We start from the raw sequence: 7,216 nt of genomic DNA, 5'->3' as shown, positions 1-7,216 counted from the left end.
GGACCACTCCATCGCGCACGCCCTGGCCGTGGTCCGCAGGGCGGAGCTCTCCCCCGCCCTGGCGTCGACAGTGTTCGTGTGCCGGCCGCCGCTGGAGACGCCGACGGGCAAGTTCCTGGGCATCGTGCACATCCAGCGCCTGCTCCGTGAGCCGCCGCACAACGCGATCGGCGGCATCCTCGACAAGGAGCTGGAGCCGCTGCGCCCGCACTCCCCACTGGGGCAGGTGACCCGGGTCCTGGCGACCTACAACCTGACCGGCGTGCCCGTCGTCGACGACGACGGCCGGCTCGTCGGGGCGGTCACGGTGGATGACGTCCTCGACCACATCCTTCCCGACGACTGGCGCGAGGAGCGGCACGAGGTGACTCATGACTGAGCGCCCCAGCCGCAGCGCTCCCACCCGTCTCGACCAGCCCCGCGAGGTCCGGCGGGCCATGCTGCCGCGCCCCACGGTGAACCAGGAGACCTTCGGCGTCTGGAGCGAGCGCTTCGCGCGCTTCATGGGCACGCCCCGCTTCCTGATCTACATGACGGCGTTCGTCGCGCTGTGGATCACCTGGAACGCCGTGGGCCCGCCCGACCTGCGCTGGGACCCCTACGCGTTCATCTTCCTCACGCTCATGCTGAGCCTGCAGGCCTCGTATGCCGCGCCGCTGATCCTGCTCGCGCAGAACCGCCAGGCCGACCGCGACAGGGTGGCGCTCGAGCAGGACCGCGCCCGCGACGAGCGCAACCTCGCCGACACCGAGTTCCTCACCCGCGAGGTGGCAGCCCTCCGCCTGGCCATGAGCGACGCCGCGACGCGCGACTTCGTGCGCTCCGAGCTGCGCGGCCTCCTCGAGGAGTTCGACGAGCGCGGCCTCGAGGTGCGCCGCGCGCTGCTGCCGCGGCCGACCGTCTCCCAGGAGACCTTCGGGGTCTGGAGCGAGCGTTTCGCGCGGTTCATGGGCACGCCGCGCTTCCTCATCTACATGACGGCGTTCGTCGCCGTCTGGATCACCTGGAACGCCGTCGGCCCGCCCGATCTGCGATGGGACCCCTACGCCTTCATCTTCCTCACGCTCATGCTGAGCCTGCAGGCCTCGTACGCCGCGCCGCTGATCCTGCTGGCGCAGAACCGACAGGCCGACCGCGACCGGGTGGCCCTCGAGCAGGACCGTGCCCGCGACGAGCGCAACCTCGCCGACACCGAGTACCTCACCCGCGAGGTCGCCGCCCTGCGCAACGCGCTCGGCGAGACCGCGACCCGCGACTTCGTCCGCTCCGAGCTGCGCAGCCTGCTCGAGGAGTTCGAGGAGCGCGGCCTCGAGGTGCGCCAGCGTGACGAGGCCGACAGCGTCCCGGGGGCGACCGGTTCCGCGAGCGGCCACCAGGCGACCTAGCATGGGGGCATGTCCGCCCCCGCTGCACCCGTGACCGACGAGGCCCTCCACGAGGCCCTCTCGACGGTCATCGACCCCGAGATCCGCAAGCCCGTCACCGAGCTCGGGATGGTCGAGCGCGTCTCCGTGGACCAGGCCGGCCGCGTGGCCGTGACCATCCTCCTGACCGTCTCCGGCTGCCCGATGAAGGACACCCTGACCAAGGACACCACCGCGGCGCTGTCGAGGGTCGCCGGCGTCACCGGCGTCGACGTCACGCTCGGCGTGATGAGTGACGAGCAGCGCGGCAGCCTGCGCCAGCAGCTGCGGGGCGGGGTCGCCGAGCGCGAGATCCCCTTCGCCAAGCCCGGCAGCCTCACGCGCGTGTATGCCGTGGCGTCCGGCAAGGGCGGCGTCGGCAAGTCCTCGGTGACCGTCAACCTCGCCGCCTCGCTCGCGGAGGGCGGCCTGCGGGTCGGCGTCGTGGACGCCGACGTCTACGGCTTCTCCGTGCCCCGCATGCTCGGCGTGGAGCACCGGCCGACGCAGGTCGACGACATGATCCTGCCGCCGGTCAGCCATGACGTGAAGGTCATCTCGATCGGCATGTTCGTCCCCGGCAACCAGCCCGTCGTCTGGCGCGGCCCGATGCTCCACCGGGCGCTCCAGCAGTTCCTCGGCGACGTCTTCTGGGGCGACCTCGACGTGCTGCTGCTCGACCTGCCGCCGGGCACCGGGGACATCGCCATCTCGGTGGCCCAGCTGATCCCCGGCGCGGAGATCCTCGTCGTCACGACCCCGCAGAAGGCCGCCGCCGAGGTCGCGGAGCGCGCCGGCTCCATCGCCCTGCAGACGCACCAGCGCATCGTCGGCGTCATCGAGAACATGTCCTGGCTCGAGCTTCCGGACGGCTCCCGCCAGGAGATCTTCGGCTCCGGTGGCGGCCAGGCCGTCGCCGAGTCCCTCACCCGCAGCGTGGGCGCGCAGGTCCCCCTGCTCGGCCAGGTGCCGCTCGACACCAACCTGCGCGAGTGCGGCGACCAGGGCACGCCGGTCGTCCTGCGCGACCCGGAGTCCCCGGCCGCCGTCGCGCTGCGAGGCGTGGCCCGGGGCCTGGCCACGCGGTCGCGCGGGCTCGCGGGCCGCTCCCTGGGCCTCACCCCCGCCGGCCGCTGACGCGGCATACCTGACGTCTCGGCGCGCGGTCGACGCCGCGCTGGTTGCCCGGGACCCACCGTTCCGCGCCCGGCACGGCCCCCTTCACGTGGGCTCCGGGCAGGAAGTTGGTCGGTGCGTGCTCAGGTGGCGTCGAGGTCGTAGGGCGTCGGCACCGACGGGTCGTAGCCGCGCGCGACGGGCGGCGCTCCGGCCGGTGAGGACGACCCGTTGCCCCCGGCCGGCGCCTTCGGGTCGAAGGGCGTGTCGTCGAGCAGGGCCTCGCGCACGATCCGGCGTGGGTCGTACTGGCGTGGGTCGTACTGCTGCCAGTTGATGTCGTCGAACTCTGGCCCCATCTGCTCGCGCAGCTGCCCCTTGGCGCTCTCGGCCATCGCCTTGGCCTGGCGCACGAAACGGCCGAGCCTCGCCGCGTACTCCGGGAGACGTTCGGGCCCGAGGATGACGACGGCGAGGACGATGAGGAGGATGAACTCCCAGCCGGTGATGTTCACGCGTCGTTCCCTGCCCTGGTCACTGCCGTCCTGGTCACTGGGTCCTCGTCATTCGGGTGCCGCTCGCTGCTCGTGCCCGCCCGTGCGTGACGCGGTGGAGGTCACTCGCCGGTCGAGCCCTGCAGCGTCATCTTGACACTGATCTCTCGTCCACCGCGACGGACCTTCATCGTGACCTGGTCGCCGACCGCCTTGGAGCGGATGGCCACCACCAGGTCGTCGGGGTCGGTCACCCGGCGTCCCTCGAACTCGACGATGAGGTCACCGGCCCGCACACCGGCCTGGCCCGCCGGGCCGTCCTTCGTGACGGGCTCGCGGCCCTCGGCGGCCTCCTCGAGGATCTTGACGCCGTCACCCCCGGTGTACTGCCGGTCGAGGACGACGCCGATGACCGGGTGCTCCGCCTTGCCCGTCCTGATGAGCTGCTCGGCGGTCTTCCTCACCTGGTCGCTCGGGATGGAGAAGCCCACGCCGATGTTGCCCGACTGGGAGTCCGACGTGCCGGGCACGCGGGCGATCGCGGAGTTGACGCCGATGACGTTGCCCTGCATGTCGAGCAGTGGCCCGCCCGAGTTGCCGGGGTTGATGGCCGCGTCCGTCTGGATGGCGTTGATGTACGACTGCTCGTTGCCGTCCCCGCCGGGGCTGACGGGGCGGTTCAGCGCGCTCACGATGCCGGTGGTGACGGTGCTGTCCAGGCCGAGAGGTGCGCCGACGGCGATCACCTGGTCGCCGACGACGACCGACGAGGACGAGCCCATCGTCAGCGGTGGCAGGTCGGTGCGGCCGGTCTTCAGGACGGCCAGGTCGTAGGAGGCGTCCCGCCCCGCGATGGTCGCCTCGATCTCGGTGCCGTTGGAGAGCTGCACCTTGATGGCTCCCTCGTCGGCGGCGCTGGCGACGACGTGGTTGTTGGTGATGATGTGGCCGGCCTTGTCGGCGACGAACCCGGAGCCGGTGCCGTTGCCGTCGGCGCCGTTGACCTTGATGGTGACCACGCTCGGCAGCGCCTTGGCCGCGATGTTGGCGATGGACCCCTCGGGCCGGCTGGTCGCGCCGCTGCCCACCGTCGGGATCGACGCCTGACCGTCACCGAGGCGACCGAAGCCGAGGCGGTCGTTCGCACCGAGCCAGCCGCCCGCCAGACCACCGAACAGTCCGGCGACCAGGGCACAGACGGCCGCGATCGCGACGACCCCGCCCCAGCCGGGGCCCCGCCGCGCGGGGGCGCCCTGCGTCGTCGCGTGGTGGGACTGGGTCCAGTCGTGCTCCGGCTGGCCCCAGCCCTGACCCTGGTTCCAGCCCTGGCCGTGCGCCCAGCTCCCCTGCTGCCACTCGGGAGCCGCCCCACCCTGGTGGTGTGCCGCGCCGCCGTCGGCCGCGCTCCCCGCGCCCCAGGCCTGGTGTTCGTGGGCCGTGGAGGGCTGGGGGTCGTAGGCCCAGGCGGACTGCCCCGGCTGGGCGTACTCGGGCTGGGGGCCACCGTGGTGGGGGTACTGGGCCTGAGGCCCGGCACTGTGCTCGGACGCCGGAAGCGCCTGCGTGTTGTGCAGGTCCACCGGCTGTGTGTGGTCGACCTGGGCCGGTGTCTGCGAGGTCTGGGGACTCGGCGTGGCCTGCGGACTCGGCGTGGTCGACGGGCTTGGCGGGGTCGGCGGCGCCCACGGGTCCCACGCAGGGCCCGGTTCCCCGGACTCCCCCTCCCGGACGCCGCGGACGTCGGGATCGACCGGGGCCGGCACCGGAGCCTCGGGGCCCGCGTCCGGTTCGCCGCTCTCGGACCGCTGCCTCGGCTCGCCCTCGGCTGGCTGCTCTGGGCTGGGGTCGTGGCGCTCGGTCATGGCATCGATTGTGCCGAACGTGAGAGCCGGCTGCCCAGGACGGGTCCGGTGTTCGCGACCACGACCGTGCGCAGTGCGCCCGAGCGGACGGCACTCGCAGGGAACGGCGCCGGCGCAGTGCCCGGGACCCGTGCGGCCAGGGAGGTGCTCATGAGCCCCGGGGCCGACGACCGTGCCGGCTGGACCGCAGGGCCAGGGGACACGCGGGGCGGGGACGGCGGCACGAGCGGGGTCCCGACCACGGCGAGGCTCCACGCGGCCGCCGCCGAGGCTCCCGCTGCCAGGCCGGCGAAGACGGTCGCGCGCACCGGGGAGCGGTGCAGTGCCGGTGCGGCGCGGCTCACCACCGGGAGCGGCACCGGACCCGCGGGCCGCCGCGGGACCGGGGGCACCACCGGGCCACTGTCGCGCCGCACCGCCCACGCGGGGGGACGGCCGACAGCCGGGGTTGGCGCGTCGTGCTGGGCCGGGGCCGCGACCGGGTCGCAGTCGGCTCCCGAAGCGCCGAGCGAGAGGAGGCTGGCACGCAGGGCGCTGGGCACCTCCGGGCCTCCGGACCCGCGCAGCGAGGCGAGAAGTCGGCGCTCTGCCGCCACTGCGGATCGGCAGGACGTGCAGGACACCAGGTGGCGGTCCCACAGGAGCAGCTCGTCAGCGCACAGCGATCGGTCCGCGTAGGCGCTGAGCTCCGGGCCCAGGCACCGCGACGACCGTGCGAGCGGGCGGCCCAGGCTCATCGCGCGCCGGGGACCGGCCGGCGGAGCACGGGCAGGCCTCGGCGGGCGGGCGGCGTGGCACCGGCGGCGGGGCCGGCGGGCCCGGCGTCGCCGACAGGTCGCGGCGCTCCCGGGGCGCGATGGGCGAGCGCGTCACGCAGCAGCGCCCGCCCGCGGTGGATGCGCGAGCGCACGGTGCCGAGCTTGATGCCGAGCGTGGTCGCGATCTCCTCGTAGGACAGGCCCTCGATGTCGCACAGCACCACGGCGGCGCGGAAGTCCGGCGGCAGGGCGTCGAGCGCGCGCTGGACGTCGTCGTCGAAGTGTGTGGCGTCGTAGGCCTGCTCCGGGCCCGCCTCGCGGCTGGGCAGCCGGGCCGCGGACTCCTCGGAGAGCGCGTCGAAGCGGATCCGCTGCTTGCGCCGCATCTTGTCGAGGAAGACGTTGGTGGTGATCCGGTGCAGCCAGCCCTCGAAGGTGCCGGGCTGGTAGGAGTGCAGCGAGCGGAAGACGCGGATGAACACGTCGTGGGTGAGGTCCTCGGCGTCGTGCACGTTGCCGGTGAGCCGGTAGGCCAGGCGGTAGACGCGAGCCGAGTGCTGCTCGACGATCTCCTCCCAGGTGGGGGGCACCCACGCCTGGTCGGCCGAGGCTGCCTCGGCTGTCGCGCCGAGCTGCCTCTCGATCTGGCCGGTCGCGGTCACATCCCTCACCTCCGTGTGGCGCGCCGTGCGCGCGGTTGCACGGGTGGACGACCGTGCAGTGTCGATGGTTCCCCAACAACCTGAACGTTGCCTGTATGCCGCGTCCGGCCGATTGACCCGGTCGCCGGTCGGTGGGGACCCGGCGGACGGGTGAGCTGGGCTGCTGCGGGGGATTCGTCCTGCGCGCCCTCGCGGATGGCTCCCGCCCGCACGCTTGCCGCGGCAGTAGGGTTGCCCGCATGACCGCACAGAAGCCCGCCAGCTGGGCCTACGCAGAGGAGTTCGTCACCGAGGCACCGGTGATCGAGCAGGCCCGCCGTCGCGGCGAGGAGCTGGGCGCGCCCCCCGTGGGCAACGGCGCGGGAGTCGTGCTGCGGCTGCTCGCGGCCGCGGTGAAGGCCAAGTCGGTCGTCGAGGTCGGTACCGGCGCGGGCACCTCCGGTCTCTGGCTGCTCGAGGGAATGCCCAGCGACGGCATCCTGACCACGATCGACGTCGAGCCCGAGCACCAGGCCGCGGCCCGACGCGCCTTCCAGGAGGCCGGCATCCCGCCGCAGCGCACCCGGGTCATCAGCGGCCGCGCCCTCGACGTGCTGCCCCGCATGACCGACGGCGCCTACGACATGGTCGTGGTCGACGGTGAGAAGTCGGAGTACCCGGAGTACGTCGAGCACGCCATCCGGCTGCTGCGCTCGGGCGGGGTGCTGGTGCTCGACAACATGCTCTGGCACGACAAGGTGGCGGACCCGGCCTCGCGCGACGCCCAGACCACCGTCCTGCGGGACCTCGGCAAGACACTGCGCGACGACGACCGGCTGATGCCGGCCCTGCTGCCCGTGGGCGACGGAGTGCTCGCGGCCGTCAAGCGCTGAGAGTCCTCCCCCGTTCGAGGTAAACGCGCCGGTGATCACCGGCGCGTTT

General features: G+C 73.3%; 7 protein-coding genes and 1 pseudogene. 5 read left to right on the top strand and 3 right to left on the bottom strand.

Annotated features, from left to right (window positions below):
• The 4 genes and pseudogenes from VIB11_RS16630 to VIB11_RS16615 form a co-directional block, all read left to right on the top strand.
• Positions 1-379 (top strand): CBS domain-containing protein (locus tag VIB11_RS16630; protein WP_332057185.1); only part of this gene is annotated, 379 nt, incomplete at its 5' end.
• Positions 372-866, top strand: a pseudogene (locus VIB11_RS16625) (DUF1003 domain-containing protein); the annotation flags it as partial. The gene VIB11_RS16630 and the pseudogene VIB11_RS16625, both read left to right, overlap by 8 nt.
• An 81-nt stretch (positions 867-947) precedes the next feature.
• Positions 948-1,385, top strand: a complete 438-nt coding sequence (locus tag VIB11_RS16620; RefSeq protein ID WP_414695876.1) for a DUF1003 domain-containing protein — start codon at positions 948-950, stop codon at positions 1,383-1,385.
• 9 nt (positions 1,386-1,394) lie between these two features.
• Positions 1,395-2,540, top strand: a complete 1,146-nt coding sequence (locus tag VIB11_RS16615; RefSeq protein WP_332057184.1) for an Mrp/NBP35 family ATP-binding protein — start codon at positions 1,395-1,397, stop codon at positions 2,538-2,540.
• Between the two features lie 122 nt (positions 2,541-2,662).
• Here the strand turns inward: VIB11_RS16615 and VIB11_RS16610 are convergent, their stop codons facing one another.
• The 3 genes from VIB11_RS16610 to sigE form a co-directional block, all read right to left on the bottom strand.
• Positions 2,663-3,034, bottom strand: coding sequence for a twin-arginine translocase TatA/TatE family subunit (locus VIB11_RS16610; protein ID WP_332057183.1), 372 nt, complete (start codon positions 3,032-3,034; stop codon positions 2,663-2,665).
• Between the two features lie 101 nt (positions 3,035-3,135).
• Positions 3,136-4,875 carry a S1C family serine protease gene (locus tag VIB11_RS16605; RefSeq protein WP_332057182.1) on the bottom strand — a complete coding sequence of 580 codons (1,740 nt, stop codon included), beginning with the start codon at positions 4,873-4,875 and terminating at the stop codon, positions 3,136-3,138.
• Between the two features lie 733 nt (positions 4,876-5,608).
• Positions 5,609-6,361, bottom strand: coding sequence for an RNA polymerase sigma factor SigE (gene sigE / locus VIB11_RS16600; protein WP_414695875.1), 753 nt, complete (start codon positions 6,359-6,361; stop codon positions 5,609-5,611).
• Positions 6,362-6,534: 173 nt separating this feature from the next.
• Here sigE and VIB11_RS16595 point away from each other — a divergent pair, with 173 nt between their 5' ends.
• Positions 6,535-7,167, top strand: a complete 633-nt coding sequence (locus VIB11_RS16595) for an O-methyltransferase (protein ID WP_332057181.1) — start codon at positions 6,535-6,537, stop codon at positions 7,165-7,167.
• Positions 7,168-7,216: the final 49 nt, after the last annotated feature.

This window comes from Pedococcus sp. (genome assembly GCF_036554925.1).
GTDB lineage: Bacteria > Actinomycetota > Actinomycetes > Actinomycetales > Dermatophilaceae > Pedococcus_A.
This window is presented reverse-complemented; position numbering and strand designations above follow the sequence as displayed.

Coding starts and splice junctions, on each gene's coding strand:
- VIB11_RS16620 (WP_414695876.1), top strand. CDS start 948: ATGGGCACGCCGCGCTTCCTCATCTACATGACGGCGTTCGTCGCCGTC.
- VIB11_RS16615 (WP_332057184.1), top strand. CDS start 1,395: ATGTCCGCCCCCGCTGCACCCGTGACCGACGAGGCCCTCCACGAGGCC.
- VIB11_RS16605 (WP_332057182.1), bottom strand. CDS start 4,875: ATGACCGAGCGCCACGACCCCAGCCCAGAGCAGCCAGCCGAGGGCGAG.
- VIB11_RS16595 (WP_332057181.1), top strand. CDS start 6,535: ATGACCGCACAGAAGCCCGCCAGCTGGGCCTACGCAGAGGAGTTCGTC.